27 protein-coding genes and 1 pseudogene are annotated in these 25680 nt (G+C 71.0%); 16 read left to right on the top strand and 12 right to left on the bottom strand.

Annotated features, from left to right (window positions below):
* The first annotated feature begins 489 nt into the window (after positions 1 to 489).
* A complete protein-coding gene (locus ACIOKD_RS02895; protein WP_402077242.1) occupies positions 490 to 618 on the top strand; it encodes a hypothetical protein in 129 nt (42 codons plus the stop codon).
* Between the two features lie 200 nt (positions 619 to 818).
* Positions 819 to 1691 (top strand): SDR family oxidoreductase, encoded by an 873-nt coding sequence (locus ACIOKD_RS02890; protein WP_402077239.1) that lies wholly within the window; start codon positions 819 to 821, stop codon positions 1689 to 1691.
* Between the two features lie 284 nt (positions 1692 to 1975).
* On the opposite strand, the gene ACIOKD_RS02885 is transcribed toward ACIOKD_RS02890, so the two are convergent.
* The 3 genes from ACIOKD_RS02885 to ACIOKD_RS02875 form a co-directional block, all read right to left on the bottom strand.
* Positions 1976 to 2809: a transposase family protein gene (locus tag ACIOKD_RS02885; RefSeq protein ID WP_402077237.1), complete on the bottom strand. Its 834-nt coding sequence runs from the start codon at positions 2807 to 2809 to the stop codon at positions 1976 to 1978.
* A 72-nt stretch (positions 2810 to 2881) separates the two neighbouring features.
* Positions 2882 to 3337 carry a hypothetical protein gene (locus tag ACIOKD_RS02880; protein ID WP_402077234.1) on the bottom strand — a complete coding sequence of 152 codons (456 nt, stop codon included), beginning with the start codon at positions 3335 to 3337 and terminating at the stop codon, positions 2882 to 2884.
* Positions 3338 to 3428: 91 nt separating this feature from the next.
* On the bottom strand, positions 3429 to 4229 hold the full coding sequence (locus ACIOKD_RS02875; protein WP_402077232.1) for a hypothetical protein: 801 nt from the start codon (positions 4227 to 4229) through the stop codon (positions 3429 to 3431).
* Between the two features lie 480 nt (positions 4230 to 4709).
* Here ACIOKD_RS02875 and ACIOKD_RS02870 point away from each other — a divergent pair, with 480 nt between their 5' ends.
* Positions 4710 to 5246, top strand: a complete 537-nt coding sequence (locus ACIOKD_RS02870) for a cysteine hydrolase family protein (RefSeq protein ID WP_402077229.1) — start codon at positions 4710 to 4712, stop codon at positions 5244 to 5246.
* Between the two features lie 210 nt (positions 5247 to 5456).
* On the opposite strand, the gene ACIOKD_RS02865 is transcribed toward ACIOKD_RS02870, so the two are convergent.
* From ACIOKD_RS02865 to ACIOKD_RS02850, 4 genes are all read right to left on the bottom strand, one after another.
* Complete coding sequence (locus tag ACIOKD_RS02865) at positions 5457 to 5741, bottom strand: ANTAR domain-containing protein (RefSeq protein ID WP_402077227.1); 285 nt, start codon at positions 5739 to 5741, stop codon at positions 5457 to 5459.
* Positions 5742 to 5911: 170 nt separating this feature from the next.
* Positions 5912 to 7129: a cytochrome P450 gene (locus ACIOKD_RS02860; RefSeq protein WP_402077224.1), complete on the bottom strand. Its 1218-nt coding sequence runs from the start codon at positions 7127 to 7129 to the stop codon at positions 5912 to 5914.
* A gap of 47 nt (positions 7130 to 7176) precedes the next feature.
* The gene (locus ACIOKD_RS02855; RefSeq protein ID WP_402077222.1) at positions 7177 to 7407 is read right to left on the bottom strand and encodes a hypothetical protein; all 231 of its coding nucleotides are present in this window, start codon (positions 7405 to 7407) and stop codon (positions 7177 to 7179) included.
* A gap of 94 nt (positions 7408 to 7501) precedes the next feature.
* Positions 7502 to 7828: a plasmid stabilization protein gene (locus ACIOKD_RS02850; RefSeq protein ID WP_402077220.1), complete on the bottom strand. Its 327-nt coding sequence runs from the start codon at positions 7826 to 7828 to the stop codon at positions 7502 to 7504.
* A 188-nt stretch (positions 7829 to 8016) separates the two neighbouring features.
* On the opposite strand from ACIOKD_RS02850, the gene ACIOKD_RS02845 reads away from it, so the two are divergent.
* Positions 8017 to 8190, top strand: a complete 174-nt coding sequence (locus ACIOKD_RS02845) for a hypothetical protein (protein ID WP_402077218.1) — start codon at positions 8017 to 8019, stop codon at positions 8188 to 8190.
* A gap of 179 nt (positions 8191 to 8369) precedes the next feature.
* Complete coding sequence (locus ACIOKD_RS02840) at positions 8370 to 9848, top strand: aminotransferase class I/II-fold pyridoxal phosphate-dependent enzyme (RefSeq protein ID WP_402077216.1); 1479 nt, start codon at positions 8370 to 8372, stop codon at positions 9846 to 9848.
* Positions 9849 to 9941: 93 nt separating this feature from the next.
* On the opposite strand, the gene ACIOKD_RS02835 is transcribed toward ACIOKD_RS02840, so the two are convergent.
* Positions 9942 to 11474, bottom strand: a complete 1533-nt coding sequence (locus ACIOKD_RS02835; RefSeq protein WP_402077214.1) for an FAD-dependent oxidoreductase — start codon at positions 11472 to 11474, stop codon at positions 9942 to 9944.
* A 214-nt stretch (positions 11475 to 11688) separates the two neighbouring features.
* Between ACIOKD_RS02835 and ACIOKD_RS02830 the strand changes: the two genes are divergently transcribed.
* The 10 genes from ACIOKD_RS02830 (at position 11689) to ACIOKD_RS02785 (ending at position 21749) form a co-directional block, all read left to right on the top strand.
* Positions 11689 to 12801 (top strand): glycosyltransferase family 1 protein, encoded by a 1113-nt coding sequence (locus ACIOKD_RS02830; protein ID WP_402077212.1) that lies wholly within the window; start codon positions 11689 to 11691, stop codon positions 12799 to 12801.
* Positions 12798 to 13904: a glycosyltransferase gene (locus tag ACIOKD_RS02825; protein ID WP_402077209.1), complete on the top strand. Its 1107-nt coding sequence runs from the start codon at positions 12798 to 12800 to the stop codon at positions 13902 to 13904. Before ACIOKD_RS02830 ends, ACIOKD_RS02825 begins: the two co-directional genes overlap by 4 nt.
* The gene (locus tag ACIOKD_RS02820) at positions 13901 to 14947 is read left to right on the top strand and encodes a glycosyltransferase (protein ID WP_402077207.1); all 1047 of its coding nucleotides are present in this window, start codon (positions 13901 to 13903) and stop codon (positions 14945 to 14947) included. Before ACIOKD_RS02825 ends, ACIOKD_RS02820 begins: the two co-directional genes overlap by 4 nt.
* Entirely contained in the window at positions 14947 to 15780 is an 834-nt protein-coding gene (locus ACIOKD_RS02815; RefSeq protein WP_402077204.1) for a glycosyltransferase family 2 protein, read from the top strand. The genes ACIOKD_RS02820 and ACIOKD_RS02815 overlap by 1 nt, the downstream gene beginning before the upstream one ends.
* A 217-nt stretch (positions 15781 to 15997) precedes the next feature.
* Positions 15998 to 17581, top strand: a complete 1584-nt coding sequence (locus ACIOKD_RS02810) for a cryptochrome/photolyase family protein (RefSeq protein ID WP_402077202.1) — start codon at positions 15998 to 16000, stop codon at positions 17579 to 17581.
* Between the two features lie 44 nt (positions 17582 to 17625).
* Complete coding sequence (locus ACIOKD_RS02805; protein WP_402077200.1) at positions 17626 to 18819, top strand: spore photoproduct lyase family protein; 1194 nt, start codon at positions 17626 to 17628, stop codon at positions 18817 to 18819.
* Between the two features lie 111 nt (positions 18820 to 18930).
* Positions 18931 to 19947: a DNA topoisomerase IB gene (locus ACIOKD_RS02800; protein WP_402077198.1), complete on the top strand. Its 1017-nt coding sequence runs from the start codon at positions 18931 to 18933 to the stop codon at positions 19945 to 19947.
* A gap of 73 nt (positions 19948 to 20020) precedes the next feature.
* Positions 20021 to 21019: an LD-carboxypeptidase gene (locus tag ACIOKD_RS02795; protein ID WP_402077196.1), complete on the top strand. Its 999-nt coding sequence runs from the start codon at positions 20021 to 20023 to the stop codon at positions 21017 to 21019.
* Positions 21020 to 21168: 149 nt separating this feature from the next.
* On the top strand, positions 21169 to 21396 hold the full coding sequence (locus ACIOKD_RS02790; protein ID WP_402077194.1) for a DUF2945 domain-containing protein: 228 nt from the start codon (positions 21169 to 21171) through the stop codon (positions 21394 to 21396).
* Positions 21393 to 21749, top strand: a complete 357-nt coding sequence (locus ACIOKD_RS02785; protein ID WP_402077192.1) for a DUF3140 domain-containing protein — start codon at positions 21393 to 21395, stop codon at positions 21747 to 21749. The genes ACIOKD_RS02790 and ACIOKD_RS02785 overlap by 4 nt, the downstream gene beginning before the upstream one ends.
* Positions 21750 to 21766: 17 nt before the next feature.
* Here ACIOKD_RS02785 and ACIOKD_RS02780 read toward each other — a convergent pair whose 3' ends face one another.
* Together ACIOKD_RS02780 and ACIOKD_RS02775 are read right to left on the bottom strand one after the other, a co-directional pair.
* The gene (locus ACIOKD_RS02780; protein ID WP_402077189.1) at positions 21767 to 21982 is read right to left on the bottom strand and encodes a DUF397 domain-containing protein; all 216 of its coding nucleotides are present in this window, start codon (positions 21980 to 21982) and stop codon (positions 21767 to 21769) included.
* Positions 21979 to 22095 (bottom strand): annotated as a pseudogene (locus ACIOKD_RS02775) (transcriptional regulator); the annotation flags it as partial. The pseudogene ACIOKD_RS02775 and the gene ACIOKD_RS02780, both read right to left, overlap by 4 nt.
* 161 nt (positions 22096 to 22256) lie before the next feature.
* Between ACIOKD_RS02775 and ACIOKD_RS02770 the strand changes: the two are divergent.
* A complete protein-coding gene (locus tag ACIOKD_RS02770) occupies positions 22257 to 22793 on the top strand; it encodes a dihydrofolate reductase family protein (RefSeq protein ID WP_402077186.1) in 537 nt (178 codons plus the stop codon).
* A gap of 106 nt (positions 22794 to 22899) precedes the next feature.
* On the opposite strand, the gene katG is transcribed toward ACIOKD_RS02770, so the two are convergent.
* Positions 22900 to 25131, bottom strand: coding sequence for a catalase/peroxidase HPI (gene katG, locus ACIOKD_RS02765; RefSeq protein WP_402077183.1), 2232 nt, complete (start codon positions 25129 to 25131; stop codon positions 22900 to 22902).
* 88 nt (positions 25132 to 25219) lie between these two features.
* Positions 25220 to 25660 (bottom strand): Fur family transcriptional regulator, encoded by a 441-nt coding sequence (locus ACIOKD_RS02760; RefSeq protein ID WP_402077180.1) that lies wholly within the window; start codon positions 25658 to 25660, stop codon positions 25220 to 25222.
* Positions 25661 to 25680 lie beyond the last annotated feature (20 nt).

The raw sequence follows: 25680 nt of genomic DNA, 5'->3' as shown, positions 1-25680 counted from the left end.
CCGGTCATGGCAGCGCAGGTACCCCTCTGCGGGGGTGGAAACCGCTGGCTACTGGTCAGAATGGTGACGTGCTGTCTCGAACGCGCGTGCCGGCAGGCGGTGGTCACATCACCGGTGCCTTGTTGTGGCCTCAGGGGCTCCCCGGCCAAGTCGATCAAATCTCGCAGTCGACCCGAAACCATGCTTGCCTGGAGAGCGGGCATTCGCCCGAGCCCGAGCGCCTCCGTCCGCTCGGCCGTTCCATGTCGGCCGAACACACCTGTCTCCCGCAGCGACAACGTGATCTGCCTGCTCATGACACGTAGCAAGGGACTGCTCCTGACACGTAGCAAGGGAACGCACCTGCTTCTTGCCGGACGTCTGAGGCGGGTGTGGACCTGTATCGCTTGGGAACCCACGTGGCGTCCGGGCTGGATCGCCGGGCATCTCGGGACTGTTCATCGTGAGTACCGGTTCCCCGGTCAGGGGCCCTGCTGAAGGAGTGGTGCGATGGGAACACCGACCTGGGCACCCGCTCCGCCCGCGGTGTCCATCACGCCGCCGGGCGTCCACGCCCCGCAGTGGGACACCGGACTGCTCACGCACGCGCTGCGTCGGGAAGACATCGGTTCTCGGTGACCGACCAAGCGAGCGTGCCGTACGGCCCCGTGCTGAGCCGAGAGGAACTCGTGGTCGTCCGTGCGCAACGTGCCTGAGCACCAGTGCAGCACCGACGTCCACCCCGACGTCCACTTCGACGTCCGATTCGACATCCAACCAGGGCCGGGCGGGCCGCCCCGCCCGTCCCTGCACCGACAAGACAGAGGAGGTAGGTCCTCGTGACTCAGAACCCCGCCCAGAAGCATCCGCGCCCCGAATTCCCTGATCAGGAACAACAACATCCGGGCTGGACCGGCCCCATGGACCCGCCGCCCGACCACGGGGAGACCTCGTACGAGGGCACCGGGATCCTCCGCGACCGCAAGGCGGTGGTGACGGGAGGCGACTCGGGCATCGGCCGTGCCGTCGCCCTCGCCTACGCCCGTGAGGGCGCCGACGTACTGTTCACCTATCTGCCCGAAGAGGTGAAGGATGCGCAGGAGACCGTCTCCCTCGTCGAGGAGGCGGGCCGCACAGCTGTCGCGGTCGCCTGCGACATCCGTGTGGAGGACCAGTGCCGGCAACTGGTGGAGCGTGCCGTCGCCGAGTTCGGCCGCATCGACATCCTCGTCAACAACGCCGCGTACCAGATGTCGCAGACCGACGGTATCCAGGCCATCTCGACCGAGCAGTTCGACCGCGTCGTACGGACGAACCTGTACGGCATGTTCTGGCTGTGCAAGATGTCGTTGCCGCACATCCCGTCGGGCGGCTGCATCATCAACTCCGCGTCCGTGCAGGCGTACAAGCCCAGCCCGCATCTGCTGGACTACGCGACGACCAAGGGCGCCATCGTCACGTTCACCCAGGGGCTGGCCCAGATGGTGATCGGCGACGGTATCCGGGTCAACGCCGTCGCTCCCGGGCCGGTGTGGACACCCCTGATCCCGGCGACACTTCCGGACACCACCGAGTTCGGCAAGCAGGCGCCGATCGGCCGACCGGCTCAGCCGGCCGAGATGGCACCCGCCTACGTCTTCCTGGCTTCACCACAAGCCAGCTACATCACGGCGGAGATCCTGAACGCCACCGGCGGCACGCCGCTGCCCTGACCGGGCACGCCCGCCTCACGGTTCCAGCGGCGCAGGGGCCGCGAGGAGGTCGTCGCCATTGACCGCGTCGCGGCTCTCCCGCGGGCAACTCGGTACGGCGGCAAGCGCGTCGCAGGTGACCGAGCCGACACAGTCCCCTGTCCCGGCGCAGCGCAGCCATCGCTGGTCCCGGTCGTTGCACAGAGCCTCCGCCAACTTGAAGCCGCAGGTCAAAGGGCTGGTGTGACCGATCCTCGGGGTACTCGTGCTGGTCGTGGGCGGGAGCCCACGGAGAAGATCATCCGTCAGCGGTTGATTTCGAGGTTCGTCAGGACGAGCAGGGCGCGCAGGAGGCGGGTGGCGCGGGCGGGGTCGGTGCGGAGCTTGGTCAGGATGCGCCAGCTCTTGAGGTGGGCGAAGCCGTGCTCGACCGGTGCACGTCCGACGGCGAGGACGCGGTTGGCCTCCTTCTCGCCTCGAGTGAGCTTGTGGGTACGAGTGGCGATGTAGCCGGTGACGATCACGGGGTCGAGGATGTCGTTGTCCAGGCCGCGGAAGCCGAGGTCGGCCAGCGCTCCGAGGCCGACGGTGCGCAGGTGGGTCAGGATGTGGTCGTGGCGGGCGGCGGTGTTGTCGTGGGTGCGGCCGGGTCGGGCGGCGGATATCCAGATCAGGCGCCCGTTCTCGTCTGTCAGGGCGAGGAAGTGCAGGCCATGGCTGCGGTGCTTGCCGGAGTAGTTCCGCCGGTCGGCCTTGCCGGTGCGGCGCTGGGTGCGGATGAGGGTGCCGTCGATCAGGACCACCTCCCCGCCCTTCTTGGCGACCTTCTTCAGGGCGCGGTCCAGGCGCGGCGCCTGGGCGGCGAGCAGCCCGATCAGCTCGTCGCGCCAGCGGCGGACGGTGGACTCGGACACATTGTTTCCGCCGGCCATGTCGGCCAAGCGCTGGTCGTGACGCAGCACGGCCAGGACGATCACCGCGATCTTCCCAGGCGGCAGGATGCGCCACCTGGAGCGAATCGCCTTCAGGCGGCGCCGTAGCAGATCGGCGAGGTGGTTGACGGTGCTCGTGGACAGCGGCAGACGGCACTGGTAGACAAGCGGGCAGTTGTCCTCGGCGCGCTCTACGGTATTCGTCACACAATTCCAACGGCCTCCGGGTACACCCTGGTTACGCCCGTGCCAAGCCGCTCCGAGTGGCGGTGTTGCTGCTCACAGGCGGGTGGTGAACCGGCCGTCGGGCAGTTTCCGCAGCCAGCCGCGATCGACGAGTTTGATCAGCTTGCTGCGTAGCGGTTCCAGTTTGGCTTTCACGCTGACGTCCACGCCCACCACCTCGCCGACCTCACGGGCCATGACCGGTCCGGCGGCCTGCCGCACGGCGGCGATGATGCGCTGGTAGTCCCACGGCAGGGCATCCTCCTCCACGCCCGGCTCGCGGTGCGGGATCAGCATCACCGCCCGTCCGCCCACCTGCCCCGGCATCGGGCGGGTTGAGGAACGCTCCTCAGCGAGCTGCCCGGTCACCCGCTCAAGGACGCGTTCGGCGACGGCGAGCTCGTCACGCTCGGCCCGCACTTCTGCCAGCTGCTTGGCCAACTGTTCTTCGAGTTCGTCCAGTTCCGCACGGCGCGTGGTGATCCGTTCCAGCAGTTCGGGATCCAGCATGAGCAGAATCGTAGGGGCCATCGGGCCTCCGCGGTCAGGAAGTGGAACGGGCCCGCACTCCGTGCTGGAGAAGGTTTCGAGCAGCTCGTCGTCAGTGCGCCCAAGGCAGACGAACTGCCTCGATTTCACTGTCGTTCAGCAATGCGTTGATGAGGTCGGGGGGCCCGGCGACCTTGGTGCCCCACAGGTCGTAGTCGGTGCACAGGACCCACGAGCGGTCCTCGGCCCAGAGGTTGGACGGGCTGAAGTCGGCCTCGGACTGGTCGTACAGGATCTCGGCGTCGCCGATCCGGCCCGCGCGCACATGGAGGTTGTCGAAGTCGATGGCCCCCAGCGTCATCGGGTTGTAGTAGGCCAGGCAGCGGGTGTCCGGGCCCGCAGGGCTGAACTGGGTGAGGATGCCGATCAGCCGGTTCCACGTCTCACGGTCCAGGCTCCCCTCGGTCGGCGGGACCATGCCCAGCGGCCAACTGCCCTCCTTCTTGGCCGAGGGAAAGCAACGGTAGGAGGGCATCAGCCCGTCAGGCACGACCGGGTCGCCGCTCCGCCGGGCCAGCTCCGCCCAGCGCAGCCGCCGCCAGCCGGGGCCCGGGTGCTGGGCACGGCCCAGCCCTCCCCCGGTGGCGATGCCCACGGCGTCGAGGTCAATGCTTCCGACGACGTGCGGCTGGACACTCCCGTCCGCCAGCCGCGCCTGGTGGTACTCGTGGTACGACACATCGGCCGGCCCCAGATTGTGCTCGTACATAGCGTTGAGCACCCACACGGCGTCAGGCATCGCCGGAGGCATGAACCCCGTGATGCCATCACCGCACAGCTCCAGCAGCCAACCGGTGACCTCGGAGGGCATGAGCGGCCACAGGCTGGACATCGGGTTCGGTTCCTCGGACATCCGCTCATGATCCCAGGCGCGGATCCGCGCCTCTGTGAGGGGCCGACATGACGCCATCCCGAACCCCGCCCCCCGAGGCCGCTGGCTAACGATCTACGCCTCAGACACCCGCCCACGACCAGCACGAGTACCCCGAGGATCGGTCACACCAGCCATTTGACCTGCTACTTCAAGTTGGCGGCAGCTCACAGACCGACACCACGCTCTCCCGGCCATCGTGTGCGCCGTAGGGGCCCGCACCGCGCCCGGTCACCGGGCCCCTACAGGCTCCGCCCTACCGCGGCACCGGGGCGGCAGCCTCGCAGATCGCGACGTCGGCGGTCCGACCGTCCTGAACCGCGGCGCCGGGCGCCTTCCTCGGTACCGTCCGCCGGAACCGCCCCGACGTCGGTGCCGCACCCGACCTGCGGTTGGGCCGGGCATGAGGGCTGTGGCCGGCATGGGCGTGCCAGGACGGCGCGGACGGGGGATGGTGGTGGTATGACCGGCTCCGCGCTCATCGTCATCGACATGATCAACACCTACGAGCACAAGGACGCGGAACTTCTGCTGCCCGCCGCCGAGGCGGCGCTGCCCGCGATCGTGTCCTTGCTCCGCCGGGCCCGCGCGGACGGAATCCCGGTGATCTACGCCAACGACAACTGGGGACAGTGGCGTTCCCATCACGGCGAGCTGCTCGACAAGGCCCTGGCGACGCCGCATGCCGCTCTCGTGGAGCCCTTGCGTCCGGACGAGGAGTCCTTGTTCATCGTGAAGGCCCGGCACTCCGTCTTCTTCGAGACGCCGATGACGTACCTGCTGGCGGAACTGGACGTCGGCCGGGTGGTTCTGACCGGCCAGGTGACCGAGCAGTGCGTGCTGTACTCGGCGCTCGACGCGCACATCCGGCATCTCGACGTCGTCGTACCCACGGACGCCGTGGCCGCCATCCACCCGGAACTCGCGGAAGCCGCGCTGAGCATGATGCGGCGGAACATGGACGCGGAGATCACGCGGGCCGCGGACGTCGTGTGGTGAGTCGGCTGCCGGGGGAGCTGCTCGGCGACCTTCACCCAGGGCAGGCCCCGGATGGTCACGGCCGGCGGCGAACGGCGACGGCGACCGCGACAACGCCGTGGCGCCGGGGCCGGTCCGGGTCCCTCTTGTGGCCTGCCCCTTGTTTTCTGTTCTCGCGATGTTGAACGAGCTGCGCCGCCGCGGAGATCGTCGACCGACGCCACCGGTGGTTCACCCGTCCCGTGACGCCCGCCACCGCGCGAGTGCCGCGGGCAGATGCTCCTCGATGTATGCGGGCAACGGCTCGTTCTGCGTCGTCGCGATGAGGGCTTTCGCCACATCGTGCACCTTGGTGTTGGAGTGCTGGGAGACCCAGACCAGGATCTGCCAGCCCTCCTCGGCGGTGCACGACCAGGCCGCCATCAGCACCCCGCGCGCCATGTCGACGACCGGCCGCCGCTCCAGTGCCTCCTTGAGCTGCTCCGTCTCCGCGAGCAGTTGCTCTCCGGTCGGCATCCCGCTCTCGGTACGGCCGACTTCACGCGCTGTCTCGCGCGACGCACCACGCGGGGGTCGTTCGGCGAGGTCGCGCCGGGGGCCGGGGCGCTGGGAAGGGCGCATATATGGACCCTTCCCGTCCGTTGCTCCTCGACACATCGACACATCGACACATCGACAGTTCGGCGTTATCGCCGGGCCGTCAGGACGAAGCCGCTGCGTGGCGCGGTGGGGATGCGCCGCAGCGGGATGCCGAGATCCTGGGCCGGTACGTCGTAACGCAGCGCGGCGAGCCGGGGGACGAGGGTTTCGAGGACCGTCAGCGTGACGTCCTCGCCGGGGCAGCGGTGGTTGGCGGCGGGATCGCCGCCGCCCTGCGGCACCAGTTCGTCGCGCTCGGGCTCACGGCCCAGGAAGCGGCCGGGGTCGAAGGTGTACGGCTCGGGCCAGAGCCGGGGGTCGTGGTTCTGCCCGTACAGGTCGAGCAGGACCATGCCGCCGACGGGGATGTCCTGCCCGTCCCAGCGCAGATCGGTGGTGGCCAGGCCCCCGATGAAGGGCGCGAAGGGATAGAAGCGCCGGACCTCGTGGGCGAAGGCGCGGGCGTAGGCCGCGTCACCGTCGGCGAGGAGCTTGCGGTGCGAGGGCCAGCGGTGCAGGGCGTGCGCGGCGAAGGTGAGGAACCACGTGACCGCCACCGTCGGGCGGATGACGTTCAGGATCTCGACCGCCGCGGTGTGCGGATCCAGAGGCTGCCCGTCGGCGTCGACGTGGGCAGCCGCGGTCGCCAGTACGGAACCGGCCGGAGCCTTCTCCGTACCGTCGCGGACCGCCGCCACCTGCTGGGCGATACGCGCCTCCTGACGGCTGCGCGCACGGCGTGCCCGCAGATGGCGCGGCCCCGCCGAAGCGAAGCCGTCGACCATCGCGATGAGATCGCGGGCCGTCTGCCGGGCGTCGTCGTCGGTACGGGGGATGCCGGACCAGGCACAGACCGCGCGGGTGAGCAGCAGGCTCGACTCGTCGAAGAGCACCACCTGGTCGAGGCCGGCCCACCGCTGACGGGCCAGGTCCCACTGGGCACCGAGGTGATCGGCCAGTGAGCCGAGGCCGTCGCGGTCCTTGAGCAGAGACATGAACAGGGCCTTGCGCACCCGGTGTTGCGGGCCGTCCAGTGTGTGTACGGCCCCGCGCCCGAACAGTGTGTCGAGAAGAGGGCCCGGCAAGGCTCCCTGACGCTTGATGTGGCTCTCGTCGTAGAAGAAGCGCACCGCTTCGGGGCCGTGGAGCGCCACGGTGTTCTTGCCCATGAGGCGGGTGCGCACCGGTCCGCCACGGCTGCGCCGGCGACGGTCGGGCAACCACGCGTAGCCCTGGGCCAGCAGTGCCATGGTGCTGTCGAACACGTGAAGCCTCTCTGCGGCTCTGCGGCTCTGCGGCTCTGCGGTGGTGGTCAGGAGTCGCGTCGGTCGCGCCGCTGGACGTCGTCCTGGGCGTCCTCGTTCGGGGTCAGGGCGTCTGCCGCCTCGCGGTCCTTGCCGCGTCGCTCTCCGCCGTCCACGACGGTCGTCTCGGCTTCCTCCGCCGCGTGCAGAACCTCGTCGGCTGCCGTCCTGGGGTGCTTCCCGTGCTCGTCGTGCGCCGACTTGTGCTGATGCCGGTGCTCGTGGTCATGGGTGGTCATGCGGCGGCTCCTCCTTCGTCGGCGAGTCCGCCGCGGGGGCGGCGGACTCGCCCGTGTGCTTCCTGGCGGTCGGTCGTCGGTCGTCGGTCGTCGGTCAGCGGCCGAGGGCCTTGGCCAGTTGCTGTTTGTTCATCGACGAACGGCCGTCGACACCACGCTTCTTCGCCTCCGCGTACAGCTGGTCCCTGGTCGGCCCCTGGGCGCCGCTGTGGGAGCGCTCGCCGCCGCGCTGCGGGGCGGACTTCTTGTCCCGGGTGGATGTCTTGGCGGCCGTCTTCGACTCGCCGGAGCGTGCCCTCTCCTTGTTCACGGTGCGTGCCGCGATCTCCTTCGCACGCCCCGTGGAGGTGCCGCGCTTCTCGGCGCCCTCCTTGATGTGCTCGTACTGACGCTCTCGCTTCGCGTTGGAACCCTGCGGCATGACGAACTCCTCCCGGACTGGGGGCGGGCGGCTCGGCCGGACCCGCGTTCGGACGACTCTGCGCGTACCCCTCGGTCGGCTTCTCACCCGGAACACGCGTTTCCCATCTGATGCGCAGCCCCACCGGGTGTGCGAGCGGACCGCGACCGAACGGATGAGCCGACAACTCCGCCCGGGCAGGGAGGTGGGTGTCCGACGACCGACTCCGCGCCACCACCTCCAGGGGTGTGCGCCAGGCGGTGTCCTCCCGGTCGCTCGGCCTGGCGACGGCCCGACTCCTCCTGTCCTGGCTCGCCCGGTCCATCGCGGGGGTCGCGGGCCTGCGACGAGGAGCGGTCGCGGCGGCTCCGGGCGGCCCATGACGCCGGATGGCCGCGGATGGAGCACCGCAGGTGTCGGCCGTCCCGCCGCGGGGCACTCGTCGGCAGCGGCCGATCGCCTCAACCCGCCGACCGCCGGCTCGACCCCGTCCCGACGGCATCCCGACAGTCACGCCCCGGTGCGAGATGTTCTCGCCCCCCGCAGCGGAAAGCCCCACACCATGGATCACTCGACAGCTCCTGTACTCGACGCGCTGGTGGCGTACCAGGCGCAGGACCAACTGCCGTTCACACCGCCCGGTCACAAGCAGGGCCGGGGCGCCGACCCGCGGGTGCGGGCCGTACTGGGCGACGCCCTGTTCGGCGCGGACATGCTCGCGGTGTCCGGGCTCGACGACCGCACCACGTCCCAGGGGATTCTGAAACAGGCCGAAGCCCTGATGGCGGACGCGGTGGGCGCCGATCACACGTTCTTCTCCACCTGTGGCAGCTCCCTGTCGGTGAAGGCCGCCATGCTCTCGGTCGCCGGGCCGCACCAGAAGCTCCTGGTCGGGCGTGACGCGCACAAGTCGGTCATCTCCGGCCTGATCCTCGCGGGAATCCGCCCGGTGTGGGTCGACCCGCAGTGGGATGCCGATCTCCACCTCGCCCACCCGCCGTCCCCGGAGGCCTTCCGCGCGGCGTTCGCGGAGCACCCGGACGCGCGGGGGGCACTGGTCACCAGCCCCACCCCCTACGGCACCTGCGCCGACATCGGAGCCATCGCGACGCTCTGCCACGAGCACGGCGTGCCGCTGATCGTGGACGAGGCGTGGGGCGCCCACCTGCCCTTCCATCCGGAGCTGCCGACCTGGGCGATGGACGCCGGTGCCGACGTATGCGTCACCTCGGTCCACAAAATGGGCTCCGGGCTCGAACAGGGGTCGGTCTTCCACCTGCGGGGCGACCTGGTAGGGGTCCAGACCCTCGCCTCCCGCGCCGACCTGCTCGACACCACCAGCCCCTCGGTGCTCGTCTACGCGGCCCTCGACGGATGGCGCCGACAGATGGTGGAACACGGCCATGAGCTGATGGAGGGGGCTCTTGCGAGGGCCCGGCGGGTACGAGCCGCCATCGAGGGCATCGAGGGCCTGCACGTCAACGACCGTGACGACTTCTGTGCCCCCGGGCGCGCCTTCGACATGGACCCCCTCCAGGTCTTCATCGACCTGAGCGGGGTCAAGTTCAGCGGTTACGACGCCGCCGACTGGCTGCGCCGGCACCACCGCGTCAACCTGCACACCTCCGACCACCGGCGTATCAACGCCCAGCTCACGCACGCCGACGACGAGACGACCACGGAACGGCTCCTCGACGGTCTGCGCGACCTGGTCGCCCATGCCGACGAGCTGCCGCCCGCCCCGGACATCCGCGTCCCGGACCCGGGGAGCCTGCGTCTGCGACAGGTGACGCTGCCGCGTGACGCCTTCTTCGGCGAGGTCGAGCAGGTTCCCGCGGACAGCGCGGTCGGACGGATCTGTGCCGAGATGCTCACGCCCTATCCGCCCGGGATCCCCGCGGCGCTCCCGGGCGAGATGCTCGACCGGGCCGTGGTGGACTACCTGCGCAGTGGTGCCGACGCGGGGATGCTCATTCCCGATGCCGCCGACAGCAGCGCCGACACCATCCGTGTGTCCGTGCACGACGTCGACGCGGACTGACACCGTCCGAGCGCGGACCGGCTGGTGGCGCGGGCTGACGTTGTCCGGGCGCGGGCCGGCTGGTGGGTCCGTGCTCGGAGTCGGGTGCTCGGGTCAGACCGTCCGCGGCGGCAGCGGGCGTACGGCCGGTCCCTGGAGGACCGAGCCGTCGACGCCGAACCGTGAACCGTGGCACGGGCACTCCCACGCGGTTTCCGCCTCGTTGAACGCGACCAGGCAGCCGAGATGCGTGCAGCGTGCCGACACGGCGTGGGCCGCGCCGGCCTCGTCGCGGTAGACGGCACAGCGCTGCCCCTCGACCCGTACGACCGCGCCCGAGCCGGGGGCGATCTCGTCCACGGAGTCGACGTGGGTGGGCTTCAGCCGGTCGCCCACGAAGTGCTTGGCCACTTCCGCCTGCTGTTTCAGCAGCGTCGCGCCCTCCCGGACGGTGCTCCACAGGCGACGCGGGTCGTACAGCCCCGCCCACTCCGGTTCAGCGCCGGTGAGCGTCGACGCCAGCAGCTGTCCGGCCATGGCACCCCCGCTCATGCCCCAGCCGGCGAAGCCGGTCGCCACGTACACATGGCGTGCGCCCGGATGGAACGGGCCGACCAGCGGCACGCCGTCGCTCACGTGGTTGTCCTGGGCCGCCCACCGGTACGCCGTGTCGCCGACCGGGAAGTGTTCGTGCATCCACGCGTCGAGCCGCAGGAAGCGCTCGTTGCCGTCGCCCGTGCCGGGAGTGAAACTCTCGCCGGTGACGATGAGCAGCCGCCGTCCCTCGTCGAGCGGAGCGGTACGCACGGACCGCTTGCCCAGGTCGTCCGTGATGTACATGTGCTCCGGCGCCGCCGAGGCGGGCAGGGGAGCGGCGACGACCAGTTCGCGGCTCGGGGACATGCGCGCGAAGTGCAGGGCGCGGTCGAAGACCGGGTAGTGCGTGGCGACGACGACGTCGTTCGCCGTGATCGTCGTGCCCCGCTCGGTCGTCAGTTCGCACGGGCTGCCCTCGGAGAGGCCGGTCACCCGGGTCCGTTCACGGATGACACCTCCTCGCGCGGTGATGTCGTCCGCCAGGGCCAGCAGATACTTGCGCGGATGGAACTGGGCCTGCCCCGTGACGCGTACCGCCGCGGCGACGGGGAACGGCAGGTCCGTCTCCGTCACGAGGTCGGCGGCCAGCCCCGCTTCGGCGGCGGCCTCCGCCTCGGCCTCGAACGTGGCACGCCGGTCCGGGTCGACGGTGAAGGTCAGGGCCGACGAGCGCTCGAAGTCGCAGTCGACGCCGAGTTCCGCCGCCACGGACGCGACCCGCTCCACCGCGGCCTGCTGGGAGTGCGCGTACTGGCGCGCGCCTTCCTTTCCGCGTGTGCGGCGCAGGCGTTCGTACACGAGCGAGTGCGCCGCGGTGAGCTTCGCCGTCGTGTAGCCGCTCACCCCGGCGCCTACGCGGTCCGCGTCCAGCACGAGGACGTCGCGTCCGGCCCGGGTCAGTTCCCAGGCGATGGACAGGCCCGCCATGCCCGCCCCGATCACGACGACGTCCGCCGTCGTGTCGGTCTCCAGTGCCGGCCACCGGGTGCCCGGCGCTGTGGCCATCCAGTACGACTCGGCGGTGCCCGGCAGTTCAGATCGCGTGGTCATGAAGCACGGGTTCCCGCATCGGCCGAAAGGAGACGTGGGGAAGCGAATCTTCCCCTGAGCGGCCCTGTCCGGCCCCGTCCGCACGGTGCCCTCGCCCGGACGGTCGTGTCCGGCATGCCCCGAACCGGCCGACGGGGGACCGTGGGTGCGCAGGGATGGGGCGCCTCCAGGCGGCCCACCGGCGTCCCCGGCGTGATCGAACGAGGAGACACCTGTGCCCGAACCGGCTGATCGCCACCGCTCCGCGATGTCCGGTCCGGCGTCCGGGACCGGCGGCATCATCCGTGTCGCCTCGGTTCCCGCCGGGCACGTGTACGTGCGCCACCTGTCCCCGCCGGGCGGCGACCGCGTGATCCGGCTGGCCGACCCCCGCCCCTGCGGCGCCCCCAGCGGGTCCGCCCAGTGGTGGCCGCCCGTCATGCTCGACCCGGACTGGGTCGACGAGCACGCGGACACCTTCGACGTCTTCCATCTCCACTTCGGCTTCGACGCGCAGACTCCGCAGGCGCTGGAGGACTTCGTCGAAGCCCTGCGCCGCAACGGCAAGCCGCTCGTCCAGACCGTCCACGACCTCGTCAACCCCCACCACCGGGACGAGGGCGAGCACCGGGCGCAGCTGGACGTGCTCGTCCCGGCGGCGGACCGGATCGTCACGCTCACCCCGGGTGCCGCGCGGGAGATCGCCGCACGCTGGAGCCGTACCGCGCTGGTCCTGCCGCACCCGCACGTGGTCGGACAGGCCGGTCTCGTACGCCCCCGGCCCGTACGCGACACGTTCACGGTCGGTCTGCACGCCAAGAGCATCCGCGCCAACATGGACCCGCTGCCGGTGGCCCGGGTGCTCGCCGACGCGTTGTCGGAACTGCCCGACGCGGTGCTGCGCGTCGACTGCCACCCGGAGATCGACGATCCGGCGAGCCACTGGTACGCGCCCGGAGTGCTCGACGAACTGCGCGAGATGGACCGCAAGGAGCGGCTGCGGTTGTACGTCCACGACTACTTCGACGACGACGCGCTCTACGACTATCTGATCAACCTCGACGTGTCCGTGCTGCCCTACCGCTTCGGCACCCACTCCGGCTGGCTGGAGGCGTGCCACGACCTGGGGACCACCGTCCTCGCGCCGTCCTGCGGGTTCTACGCGGAGCAACGGCCCTGCCTCGGCTACGGACACGACCGGGACGGGCTCGACGAGGCGTCGCTGCGGGAGGCGGTGCGCACCGCCTACGAGGAGCGGCCCGTCTGGCGGGCCGACCCGGCCGACCGGCGGGCCGAACGTCTCATGCTCGCCCGCGCGCACGAAGCGCTCTACGCGGACCTGTGGTGACGGCGTCCGCCGAGCGGCCCCCACCGCGACCCGGCCCCACCGCCCCCTTGCGGATCGCCCTGATCGCCTCCGCCCGGCATCCGATCCGTGACCCCTTCGCCGGCGGTCTGGAAGCGCACACCTGGACGCTGTCCAAGGCCCTGCGGGCCCGCGGCCACGAGATCACGATCTTCGCGGGGCCGGGCTCGGACCCCGGCCTCGGGGTGGTGGAGATACCGTTCCGGCCGCCCCGGATCAGCGAGGCCGCCTGCCGGGACACGAGCATGGTGGCCGCGCACTGGCTGGCGGAGCACCACGCCTACCTCCAGCTGATGCTCGACCTCTCCCGGGAGCCGACGCGGTACGACATCGTGCACAACAACAGCCTGCACTACCTGCCGGTGGCGATGGCCGCCGTGCTCTCCGTGCCGGTCGTCACCACCCTGCACACCCCGCCCACCCCGTGGCTGGAGTCGGCCATCCAGGCGCCGCCGCACTGCCCCATGCGGTTCAGTGCGGTCAGCGACCACACCGCCGCGGCCTGGCGGCACGTGGTGCCCGCCGCCACCGTGGTGCGCAACGGCATCGACACCGAGCGCTGGCGCCCGGGGCCCGGTGGCGAGGAGCTGGTCTGGTCGGGCCGGATCGTGCCGGAGAAGGGCGCGCACCTGGCGATCGAAGCGGCACGTCTCGCGGGGCGGGGGCTGCGGCTGGCCGGGCCGGTGGGGGACACGGAGTACTTCGAGACGTGCGTCCGCCCCCGACTCGACCGCACGATCACCTACGCGGGCCACCTCTCCCAGCCGGAACTGTGCGAGCTGGTCGGCTCCTCGGCCGCCGCCGTCGTCTCGCCCTGCTGGGACGAGCCGTACGGACTGGTGATCGCGGAGGCGCTGGCGTGTGGCACACCGGTGTGCGGGTTCGCGCGCGGCGCGCTGCCGGAGATCGTCACGGACGACTGCGCCCGGCTGGTCGAGCCCGGCGACCGCACGGCGCTGGCGGCGGCCGTCGAGCCGACGATCGCCCTGTCCCGGGCCGCCGCGCGACGCCACGCGGAGGCCTTCTGCTCCATGGAGGTCATGACCCGCCGTTACGAGCGCTTCTACCGCTCGGTGTCGGCATGATCGGCTACTACGTGCACCACCAGGGCAGCGGCCATCTGAACCGGGCCAGGACCGTCGCCGCGCACTGCCCCGTCCCGGTGACGGGTCTGTCCACCCTTCCCGAGCCCCAGGACTGGCCCTGGCCCGGGAACTGGGTGCGGCTGCCTCGCGACGACGACGGCGACCCCGCCGCGCTCCGCGACGTGACGGCGGGCGGACGGCTGCACTGGGCGCCCGTCGGGCACGCCGGGCTCCGTGCGCGCATGGCGCTGATCGCGCGGTGGATCGAGGCGGCCTCGCCACGGCTCCTGATGTCCGACGTCTCCGTCGAAGTGGCTCTGCTGGCACGGCTGTTGGGCACACCTGTCGCGGTGGCGGCGATGCGGGGCGAACGCACCGACCCGCCGCACCGGATGGCGTACGACCTGGCCGACCTCCTCCTCGCCCCCTGGCCGGCCGCGCTGCCCGAACCGGGCCGGCCCGCGTGCTGGTCGGCCAAGACCGTCCACACGGGCGCCTTCTCCCGCTTCGACGGCCGCCCGCGGCCCGCGCCCGCGCCGGGGCGTACGGACCGGTCGCGTACGCCGCGCAGGGTGCTGCTCCTGCTGGGTTCGGGCGGGAGCGACGTCTCACCCGGCGAGGTGAAGGCCGCGCGGGCGGCCACCCCCGGCTGGGAGTGGACGACGCTCGGCGGTCCGGACGGCGGCTGGTCGGCCGACCCGTGGGCCGCCCTGTGCGCGGCGGACGTCGTGGTCACCCACGCCGGCCAGAACGCGCTCGCCGAGTGCGCCGCCGCGCGCCGCCCCGCGGTGGTCGTCCCCCAGGAACGCCCCTTCGGCGAACAAGCCGCCACGGCCCGCGCCCTGACACGCGGCCACCTCGCGGTGGTCGCCCCCACCTGGCCGACCCCCGAGAGCTGGCCCGCCCTCCTGGAACAGGCCCACGAGCGGGGCGGAGACCGCTGGTCCCTGTGGGCACCGGGCAACGGTGCGTCCCTGGCGGCGACCGCCCTGGCGGAGGCGGCGCGGGACGCCGCCCCCGCAGGGCATCCCGGTGCCCCCTGATGCGTACCGCCGTGATCACCATCGCCGCCGGTCGGCACGGGCATCTCGCTCTGCAGCATGCCGGGCTCGGCGGCGGGTCGTGGGTGCCGGAGCAGTACGTCGTCGTCGCCATGGGGGACCCGGGAGTGGGCGCCGTTCTCGACGGGCGGCGACCTGCAGCGAGCGTCGTCGACTGTCCGGTGCGGGACGGGAGGCTGCCGTTGGCCCGCGCCCGGAATCTCGGCGCCGCGCATGCCCTCGCCCGCGGTGCCGAACTGCTGGTCTTCCTGGACGTCGACTGCGTGCCCGGTGACAGGCTGCTGGAGCGGTATGCCGAGGTGGCCCGCGAGCCCGCCCGCCCCCGCTCCCTGCTCTGCGGCACCGTCGCGTACCTGCCGCCGCCGGACCCCGTCGGCGGCTACCGGCTCGCCGATCTGCCCGCGCTCGCCGAGCCGCACCCCGCGCGGCCCGCCCTCGCAGCGGGCGAGACGCGGGACAGCACCGACCACACCCTGTTCTGGTCGCTGTCCTTCGCGCTGACCGCCGACACCTGGCACGCGGTCGGCGGCTTCTGCGAGGAGTACGAGGGGTACGGCGGCGAGGACACCGACTACGGCCAGCGGGCCCGCGCGGCCGGTGTCCGGCTCACCTGGGTGGGCGGCGCACCGGCCTTCCACCAGTACCACCCGACCTCCAGTCCGCCGACGGAGCATCTGCACGACATCCTGCGCAACAGCGAGCTCTTCCACCGCCGTTGGGGCTGGTGGCCGATGAGCGGCTGGCTCGACGCGTTCGCCGAACGCGGACTGATCCGCCGGAACCCCGCCACCCTCCGCTGGGAGCCCGCCCCATGAGCGTCCTCCATGCGCCACCAGAGCCGGTCGACCACACCGCACACCGCCTCGGCGCCTCGGCGCGGGTCGGTCGTGGTGCGGGCGGCTCCGCGAGAGGCGGGGCGCCCCGGCGTGTGCCGCGTACCGCCCGCGCCGTCGTGCGCTTTGATCTGCGGAGGAAAGCGTCGCGCCACGCAGGGCGCCGACGAGGCGACGACTCGTCGACGGAGCGCTCGGCATGACAAGGAACGCGGCTGGGAACGTGTCTGGGAACGTACCTGGGAACGCGGCTGGGACAGCGGCTGAGAACCGGACCGGGGGCGAGCCCGGCACCCACCACTGGCTCTTCGGCGACCAGCTCGGTCCTCATTTCGTCGATCCCGCGCGCGGCGGCCCGCACCGGGACGCGCCGCTGCTGATGATCGAGGCCCGCAGTGTCCTGCGCCGACGGCGGTTCCACCGCGCCAAGGCCCATCTGATCCTGTCGGCGATGCGCCACCGCGCCGCCGAACTCGGTGAGCGCGTGCGCTATGTCAAGGCGGACACCTACCGCCAGGGCCTGCGCGAGGCGGTCGGGGACGCCCCGGTGACCGTCCACCACCCCACGTCCCACGCGGCCCTCGCCTTCGTACACTCCCTGCCCTTCGTACGTGTCCTGCCGGCCCGCGGTTTCCTCGTGTCGCACGACGAGTTCAAGCGCTGGGCGGACCGCCGCGCCACGAAGCACCTGCTCCAGGAGGACTTCTACCGCTGGGTCCGCCGGACGCACGACCTGCTGATGGAGGGCGACCGGCCGGTCGGCGGGCGCTGGAACCTGGACCACGACAACCGGCGGCCCCCGCCGCGCGGCGCCGCCGACCTGGGCGTTCCGGCCCCGTACCACCCCCGCGAGAGCGAGATCGACGACGAGGTGCGGGCCGATCTCGACCGCTGGGAGCGCGAGGGGGACGTCGAGTTCGTCGGCGAGGACGGGCCGCGCGGGTTCCCCGCCACCCGCCGGGAGGCGCTGGCCGCGCTCCACCGCTTCGTCGAGCACCGGCTGCCGACCTTCGGCGCGTACGAGGACGCGGTTCTCGCCGGGGACGCGACGATGAGCCACAGCCTGCTCTCCTCCTCGCTCAACCTCGGCCTGCTCGACCCCGCCGAATGCGCCGAGCGCGCGGAGGCGAGCTGGCGGTCGGGCGACGTACCGCTCAACAGCGCCGAGGGGTTCGTACGGCAGATCACCGGCTGGCGCGAGTACGTCTGGCACGTCTACTGGCACTTCGGGACGCGGTACCGCGAGAGCAACGCCCTGGGCCACCACGAGCCGCTGCCCGACTGGTTCACGGAACTGTCCCCGGACGCGACGGACGCGAACTGTCTCTCCCACGCCCTCGGGCAGGTCAGGGCCACCGGCTGGACGCACCACATCCCCCGTCTGATGATCCTCGGCAGTCTCGCCCTGCAACGGGGGTGGGACCCCGGGGCCGTCACCGACTGGTTCCACCGCAGCTTCGTCGACGGCTACGACTGGGTGATGGTCCCGAACGTGGTCGGCATGTCGCAGTACGCGGACGGGGGCCGCATGACCACCAAGCCGTACACGTCCGGGGGCGCGTACATCAACCGCATGAGCGACTTCTGCGGGCCCTGCCGCTACAGGCCGACCGTGCGGGTGGGCGAGGACGCCTGCCCCTTCACCGCCGGGTACTGGAACCTCATGCACCGCCACCGCGCCCGGTTCGAGCACAACCCGCGGATGACCCAGGCGGTACGGGGCCTCGACCGCCTCGCCGATCTCGAAGAGCTGCTGGAGCAGGAGCGCGACCGCAGGGACTGAAGGTGAAGGCAGGGCCCGGCCCCTGCTCCGGAGAGGAACAGCACGTGGAGCCCGAACAGCAACCGCTCTTCGAGTGGTCGGACACGGCACCGGCGCCCGCGCCGCCCGCGAGTACCGGCGGGACAGCGAGTACCGGCGGGACAGCGGACGGGTCGTCCGCGTTCCGGGACAGCGCTCAGGCCCGCCGGATGCTCGACGTACGGGAGGTGTACGCCGAGCCGGCGGCCCTCGACTCCCCGCGCGGGCAGCAGATCATGGCCCGGCTGCCCGGCGTGCGGGTGACCGAGGTCGACGGCCACTGGCGCATCCCCTCCCTGCACGGCAACGACGGCAACATCGCCCGCTGGGTCCGCATCAAGACCGACACACTCGTCCTCGGCGTCAAGCACAGCCTCACCACGCGCCCCAACGGCAGGTCGGCCGACTGGATCGCCCCCGGCCCCTCCAACGGCTGCGCGATGGCCTGCGCGTACTGCTACGTCCCCCGCCGCAAGGGGTTCGCCAACCCCATCACCCTGTTCACCAACATCGAGGCGATCGTGGCCCACGTACAGCGGCACGTACGGGCCCAGGGCCCCAAACCGGAGCCCAACCAGTGCGACCCCGAGGCCTGGGTCTACGACATCGGTGAGAACGGTGACTGCTCCGTCGACGCGCTGGTCTGCGACAACACCGCGGATCTCGTCGCCGCGTTCCGCCGTCTGCCGACGGCGAAGGCCTCCTTCGCGACCAAGTTCGTCAACCCCGACCTGCTCGCACTCGACCCGCGGGGCCGCACCCGTGTGCGCTTCTCCGTCATGCCGACCGACGACGCCCGGCTCCTCGACATCCGCACCAGCCCGGTCCCCGAGCGCATCGCGGCGGCGGCCGACTTCCTCGACGCCGGTTACGAGGTCCACTTCAACCTCTCGCCCGTGGTGCTGCGCCCGGGGTGGGAGCGGGACTGGGCCGACCTGCTCACCCACCTCGACGACGTCCTGCCCGCCCGGGTGAAGGAGCAGGCGGCGGCCGAGGTCATCATGCTGACCCACAACCAGGCGCTCCACGAGGTCAACCTGGGCTGGCACCCCCGTGCCGAGGACCTGCTGTGGCAGCCGGAGATCCAGGAGACCAAGCGCTCCCAGAACGGGGCGCTCAATGTCCGCTACGCCCTTCAGACCAAGCAGCGGGCCCTGGCGCGGCTGCGGGAACTGCTGGCGGCGCACGCGCCGTGGCTGCGTATCAGGTACGCCTTCTGAGACGGGTACGCCTGCTGAGACAGGTACGCCTTTTGAGACCGGTGGGAAAGGGAACCACGTCCCGTGCGGGTCGTGGTCCCGCAGGCCGCGGGTGAACGGAGGAGGAGCGTGATGCGGTTCCGGACGAGTGACCTCACGGGCCCCGGCTACGGCCGACGCCGGCACGGCAGCGGGTTCCGCTACCTCGACACCCAGGGCCGGTCCCTGCCCGACGGCCCGGAGATGCGGCGCGTACGCGGTCTCGTCATCCCGCCGGCCTGGCGGGACGTCTGGATCTCCCCGCACCCCAACGGCCACATCCAGGCGGTCGGCACGGACGAGGCAGGTCGCCGCCAGTACCTCTACCACCCCCTCTTCCGCGAGAAGCAGGAAGCCGCCAAGCACACCCGCATCCTGGAGGTCGGCGCCGCCCTGCCCGAGGTGCGACGGCAGGTCGGCAAGGGCCTCGAAGGCTCGGGCCTGAGCCGGGAGAGGGTGCTCTCGCTGGGGGTCCGCCTCCTCGACCTCGGCTTCTTCCGCGTCGGCGACGACCGGTACGCGAAGACGAACGAGTCCTACGGCCTGACGACGGTCCGGCGCCACCAGGTCACCTGCAGCAAGGGCGCGGTCGGCTTCGACTACGCGGCCAAGAGCGGGCGCCGCTACTGCCGCGAGATCGTCGACGAACAGGTCTACACCGGCGTCCGGGCACTGCTCCGCCGCCGCGACGACAACGACCACCTCTTCGCGTACTACGAGGCACGCCGCTGGCACACCATCGACGCGACCGACCTGAACGGGCACCTGCGCGATCTCGCGGGACTGGACATCACCAGCAAGGACTTCCGGACCTGGCACGCCACGGTGCTCGCCGCCGTCGCGCTCGCGGTGTCGGCCGAGGTGGCGGACACCTCGCCGGCCGCCCGGAAACGGGCCGCCGCACGGGCGGTCCGCGAAGTCGCCGGCTACCTCGGCAACACGCCGTCCGTCTGCCGGGCCTCCTACATCAACCCGCGCCTGTTCGAACTCTTCGACGAGGGCAGGACGATCGCGCCCGCCCTCGCGTCCCTGGGCTCCGTACCGGCGACGGGCGCACTCGCCACGCAGCCGGTGGAGGAGGCGGTACTGCGGCTGCTCGGCGCCCGGTAGGCGGAGTCCGGCGGTCGGAATATCAGCAGTACCCGCGTGGTTGTCCGCCCTTGTCGATCAACAAGGAGGCCCCATGTCCACGATCCGTCGTCCCCGTGCGCTGCGTCCCGGCGATCTCGTCGTCGTCACCGCGCCCTCGGACCGGCTGGAGCCCGGAGACGAGCCGCTGCTCGCCCGCGGTGTGGCGATATTGGAGCGGATGGGTTTCCGCGTGCGGGTCAGCCCGATGGTCGACACCGCGCGGAGCCGCTGGTGGGCGGCGGGCGCCCCGGCGGAGCAGGCCGCCGAGCTGAACGCGCTGCTCCGGGACCCCGAGGTGCGGGCCGTCGTCGCGCACACCGGTGGCCAGGCGACCATCGGCTATCTCGATCTGATCGACCTGGACGCGATCCGCGCCGACCCGAAGCCGATCCTCGGTTACAGCGACATCTCCGTGCTGCACATGGCGTTGTACGCCAGGACCGGCCTCGTCGGCTTCCACGCCGACATCGCCACCCACGGTTTCGGCGGCGACTGGTACACCTTGGGCGACGAGGCCCGCCGGTCCGAACTGGTCGACCTCTACACCCGTGTGCTCACCAGGGCCGAGGCACCGGGCGCGCTGCCGGCGGGCGGCACGTGGGAGACCTGGCGGCCGGGCCGCGCGCAGGGCCCCCTGTTCGGCGGCCTGCTGAACCGGCTGGTCCAGGTGCAGGCGACCCCCTTCGCACTGCCCGCCGAACGGTTCGACGGCGCCGTCCTGTTCTGGGAGGAGCTGCAGCGGCCGGTCACGCGGATCTGGTGCGACCTGCACACCCTGCGGCTGTCCGGTGTGCTGGACCGGATCGCCGGCATGGTGGTCGGCATTCCGCACGAGGTCACGCCCTGGGAGGGCGGCGGGGAGCAGGTCGGTCTGCGCGAGGTGGTGCTCGACGTCCTCGGGGAGCGTGACATCCCCGTCCTCGCCCAGGTCGACTTCGGCCACACCTCGCCGAACCTGCCGCTGCCCCTCGGCGTACGCGCGGACGTGGACGCGGACAACCGGACCCTTTCCCTGCTCGAACCGGCGGTCGAGGCAGCCGCGGATCGCTGACCGGCGGTATCTCCTCCGACCCGTTTCCGTCCAGTTTCCGTCCAGTTCCCGACCAGTTGGACGCCGCCGAAATGCGCCCCGCCACGAAGGGCTGGACAGTGGTAGGGGGCGTCCATCGCGGGGGCCGAGGTCGAGGGAGCGTGCGGATCGTGGCGAAGGACAAGAAGCTCAGCAAGGGTGACAAGGTCTCCTGGAGCAGTCATGGGCAGACCGTCCCCGGCAAGGTGAAGAAGAAGATCACGGGACGCGCCGAGGTGGCGGGCCGTACCGTCGACGCCTCGAAGGACGAGCCGCAGTACGAGGTCGAGAGCGACAAGTCGGGCCGCAGCGCCGTCCACAAGCCCAAGTCGCTGCGCAAGAAGAGCGGCGGCTCATGAGTGGCGGAAGCGGAAGGACCGAGACCGACACGGATCGCGCGGACACGGTCAAGGAGTTCGGCGAGGCCGTCAACATGACGCCCAGCGCCCTCAAGAAATGGCTGGACACGGACGACTCGAAAAGCGTGGGCCAGTCGGACGGTGACGGCGAGAGCGTGGGCCACGCGTCCGGGCGCCGTATCGTCCGCCTGCTGGAGAAAAAGAAGGCAGACCTCACCGACGACGACGTCGCCCACATGCGCAAGGTCGTCGGCTATGTGCACCGCCACCTCAAGCAGCGCCCCTCGGGCGACGTCACGGACACACGGTGGCGCTACTCCCTGATGAACTGGGGCCACGACCCGAAGTCGTAAGGGGACGGCCAAGAGCGTCAGGTGCTGTGCTTCATGGAAGCCGTCTCGATGAACCCCGCCCATGCTTCACGCGACAGGCGTACGACCGGCCCGGCCACGGCCTTCGAGTCCCGGACGTGCACAACTCCCGTACCGGCCGCGATCTCCACGCACTGACCACCCTCGGCTCCGCTGTAGCTGCTCTTGAACCAGGTGAGGTCGGATGCGATGGCCGAGGACTCAGCGTTGTTCATAGCGATCCCGACAACCCTTCGATGAAAGCCAACGACTCTCGCGGAGTGAGAGCCTGTGACCGGATAATCCCATAGCGCGCAGCAGCGAGAACCGTCTGTTCCGGGTCTGTCTCCTGTGACTGAGGGGCGCGTCGGCCGGTCCGGCTGATCCCGCTGAACGCCGTGCACGTGCCACGTCATGCACGCGGGGCGGGTGGCAGCCCAGCCCGCTCCGGCGATGTCCGCTCGCGACCTATGATGCGATCCCGGCCCTCCACCTGCTTGGAGAAGACGCATGACGGATGCGAGCACCGGCGAAGTGGTCGTGAACAGGGCGATGTCCCTCGATGGGTTCATCGCCGGTCCCGGCCACACGATGGACTGGATCTTCGAGCACATGACGTCGGTGACGTTCCCTGAGGTCATGGCGGCCACGGGCGCCATGCTCATCGGCCGGGGCACGTACGAGGTCGGCAAGCGCATGTCCGACGAGAACCCCGACTACGACGGCGGGGCGCAGTTCGTCCTCACCCACCGCCCGCCTGACGAGCCGGACGCCGGCGTCACCTTCCTCACCTGCGACATCGAGGAAGCCGTGGCCACGGCACGCCGCGCCGCCGGCGACAAGAACCTGGAGATCCTCGGCGCCGACGTGGCCGCACAGTGCCTGCGGCGCGGCCTCGTCGACGAGATCCTGGTGTACGTGCTGCCGGTGCTGCTCGGCGACGGCGTCCGCTTCACGCCGCCGGGCCTCGACCGGATCGACCTGGAACCGTTCAGCAGCGTCCAGTCGGGCGGGGTCACCATGCTGCGCTTCCACGTGCCGAAGTAGGCACGCCCGCAAGTAGGCACGCTCGCAACTACCGGTCTGCACGCGAAGAAGTCCGGGACGGCCCTGGAGGGCCGACCCGGACGTCATTCCTGCGTGACTGAAACGATCAGACCAGGTCGAAGCGGTCCGCGTTCGAGACCTTCGTCCAGGCCGCCACGAAGTCCTTCACGAACTTCTCCTTGGCGTCGTCGCTCGCGTAGACCTCGGCGAGCGCGCGCAGCTCGGAGTTCGAGCCGAAGACCAGGTCGGCACGGGTGCCGGTCCACTTGACCTCGCCGGTGGAGGCGTCGCGGCCCTCGAAGGTGGTCTGGTCGGACGAGGTGGAGCTCCACGTGGTGCCCAGGTCCAGGAGGTTGACGAAGAAGTCGTTCGTCAGGGTTCCCGGGGTGTCGGTGAAGACGCCGTGCGCGGACTGGCCGTGGTTGGCGCCCAGGACGCGCAGGCCGCCGACGAGGACGGTCAGCTCGGGAGCGCTCAGCTTGAGCAGGTTCGCCCTGTCGAGCAGCAGGAACTCGGCGGGGAGGCGGTTGCCCTTGCCGAGGTAGTTGCGGAACCCGTCGGCGGTCGGCTCCAGCGCGGCGAACGACTCCACGTCCGTCTGCTCCTGCGACGCGTCGGTGCGACCCGGCGTGAACGGCACCTCGATGTCGACGCCGCCGTCCTTGGCCGCCTTCTCGACGCCCGCCGCACCGGCGAGGACGATCAGGTCGGCGAGGGAGATCTGCTTGCCGCCGGTCCGCGCGGAGTTGAAGGACTCCTGGACGCCTTCCAGGGTGCGCAGCACCGAGGCGAGCTGGTCGGGGTTGTTGACCTCCCAGCCGCTCTGCGGCTGGAGACGGATGCGCGCGCCGTTGGCGCCGCCGCGCTTGTCGCTGCCACGGAAGGTCGAGGCCGAGGCCCACGCCGTGGACACCAGCTCGGAGACCGTGAGGCCCGAGGCGAGGAGCTGGCTCTTGAGCTCGGCGATGTCCGCCGCGTCGACCAGCTCGTGCGTGACCGCCGGGACCGGGTCCTGCCACGGCAGGGTCTCCTCCGGAACCTCCGGACCGAGGTAGAGGGACTTCGGGCCCAGGTCACGGTGGGTGAGCTTGTACCAGGCACGGGCGAAGGCGTCCGCGAACTGGTCGGGGTTCTCGTAGAAGCGGCGCGAGATCTCCTCGTACGCCGGGTCGAACCGGAGCGCGAGGTCGGCCGTCAGCATCTTCGGGGCGTGGCTCTTCGACGGGTCGTGCGCGTCCGGGACCGTACCGGCGCCGGCGCCGTCCTTCGCGACCCACTGGTTTGCACCCGCGGGGCTCTTCGTCAGTTCCCAGTCGTACTCGAACAGGTTCTTGAAGAAGCCGTGGCTCCACTGCGTGGGCGTGCTCGTCCAGGTGACCTCAAGGCCACTGGTGATGGTGTCGCCGCCCTTGCCGGTGCCGTAGGTGCTCTTCCAGCCGAGGCCCTGCTCCTCGAACGAGGCGGCCTCGGGGTCGTCGCCGACGCTCTCCGACGGGCCCGCGCCGTGGGTCTTGCCGAAGGTGTGACCGCCCGCGATCAGGGCGACCGTCTCCTCGTCGTTCATCGCCATCCGGCGGAACGTCTCACGGATGTCGCGGGCCGAGGCCAGCGGGTCCGGGTTGCCGTTCGGGCCCTCGGGGTTGACGTAGATGAGGCCCATCTGGACGGCGCCGAGCGGGCTCTCCAGCTCACGGTCACCGGTGTAGCGCTGGTCGTCGAGCCAGGTGGTCTCGGGACCCCAGTAGACGTCCTCGTCGGGCTCCCACACGTCGGCGCGGCCACCGGCGAAGCCGAAGGTCTCGAAGCCCATCGTCTCCAGGGCGACGTTGCCGGTGAGGATCATCAGGTCGGCCCACGACAGGCTCTGGCCGTACTTCTTCTTGACGGGCCACAGCAGACGGCGGGCCTTGTCGAGGTTGACGTTGTCCGGCCAGCTGTTCAGCGGCGCGAAACGCTGCTGACCGGCGCCGCCGCCGCCGCGACCGTCGCTGATGCGGTACGTGCCGGCGCTGTGCCAGGCCATACGGATCATGAGCGGCCCGTAGTTGCCGAAGTCGGCGGGCCACCAGTCCTGAGAGGTCGTCAGTATCTCGGCGATGTCACGTTTGACCGCGGGAAGGTCGAGGCCCTGGAACGCCTCGGCGTAGTCGAACTCCTCACCGAGCGGGTTCGACACGGCCGGGTTCTTGGCAAGGATCTTCAGGTTGAGGCGCTCGGGCCACCACTGACGGTTGTCTCCGCCCTGGGTCGGGTGCGGGGCGCGGCCGTGGGCGACCGGGCAGCCGCCCGACTCCTGCGGCTCAGGGTCCGTGACGATCGCGTCATGGTTGTCGGTCATGGGGAATCCTTCCGAACGGCGTGGTTCACATGCTCAGGAACTACAGGAACAGGAGTTGCAGGAGCCGGAACTACAGGAATTACAGGAACTAAAGAGGGGTGGAAGCGGGGGCGCAGGCGGGGCACAGGCCCCAGTAGATGACCTCGGCCTCGTCGACCGAGAAACCGTGGTCCTGGGACGCGGTGAGGCAGGGGGCGTGGCCGGTCGCGCAGTCGACGTCGGCCACGACTCCGCACGACCGGCACACGAGATGGTGGTGGTTGTCCCCGACGCGTCCCTCGAAGAGGGCCGGGCTGCCGGGCGGCTCGATGCGACGGACGAGCTTCGCCGTGGTCAGCGCGTGGAGCGCCTCGTACACGGCTTGCAGCGAGATGTGGCCCACGCGGGCCCGTACCTCGGTGGCGATGGCCTCCACACCGAGATGAGCACCGGACCGCACGGTTTCGAGCAGCGCGACACGGGCGGCCGTCACCCGCAGGCCGGCGCCGCGCAGCTCTTCGGCGGTCGTCGGAGTCCGGGGTGCGGTCATGCCCCCAACCTACTGACATA

The organism is Streptomyces sp. NPDC087844, from assembly GCF_044742785.1.
Taxonomy (GTDB): Bacteria; Actinomycetota; Actinomycetes; order Streptomycetales; family Streptomycetaceae; genus Streptomyces.
The sequence above is the reverse complement of the archived record's forward strand: the minus strand, read 5'-3'. Positions and strand labels throughout refer to the sequence as shown.